This window comes from Achromobacter sp. UBA5777 (genome assembly GCF_002418565.1).
GTDB lineage: Bacteria > Pseudomonadota > Gammaproteobacteria > Burkholderiales > Burkholderiaceae_B > Achromobacter > Achromobacter animicus.
Window position 1 is genome coordinate 1 of record NZ_DIEJ01000133.1, and the last position, 561, is coordinate 561.

Sequence of the window (561 nt, forward strand, 5' to 3'; positions counted from 1 at the left end):
CCCGGCGCCAGCAGCAGCACCGGCGGCTCGCAGGGCGGCGCGCGCACGCAGAACACCGCCAGCAGCACGCCGAACCAGGCCGGGCTGGGCATGTCCAGCCAATCGGGCTCGTCGCGTGGCGGCCTGTCCGGCGAACAGGAGCGCATCGCGCGCGAAGACAACTCGTCGCAGGCAGTGTCGTACTCCGCGGGCGGCGCCACCATCCAGGCGGACCCCGCCACCAACTCCCTCATCATCTCCGCGCCCGAGCCGCTGTACCGCAGCCTGCGTGAAGTGATCGACCAGCTGGACCAGCGCCGCGCGCAGGTGCTGGTGGAAAGCCTGATCGTGGAAGTCAGCGAGGAAAAGGCCGCGGAATTCGGCATCCAGTGGATGACCGGCGCGGGCAACATCAACGGCAACGGCACCAGCTTCATCGGCGGCACGAACCTGGGCGGCAGCGGCATCACCGGCAACGGCCCGACGTCCATTGATGCGATAGGCCGCGGCCTGAGCCTGGGCGTGGTGAAGGGGACGGTGGATGTGCTGGGCAACGAAGTCATCAACCTGGGCGTGCTGGCG

The 561-nt window shown here is 69.3% G+C and carries 1 protein-coding gene; it reads left to right on the forward strand.

Annotated features, from left to right (window positions below; translation table 11 throughout):
- Window positions 1-561: secretin N-terminal domain-containing protein (locus B3446_RS09775; RefSeq protein ID WP_291380494.1), on the forward strand; the 561-nt coding region annotated here is incomplete at both ends.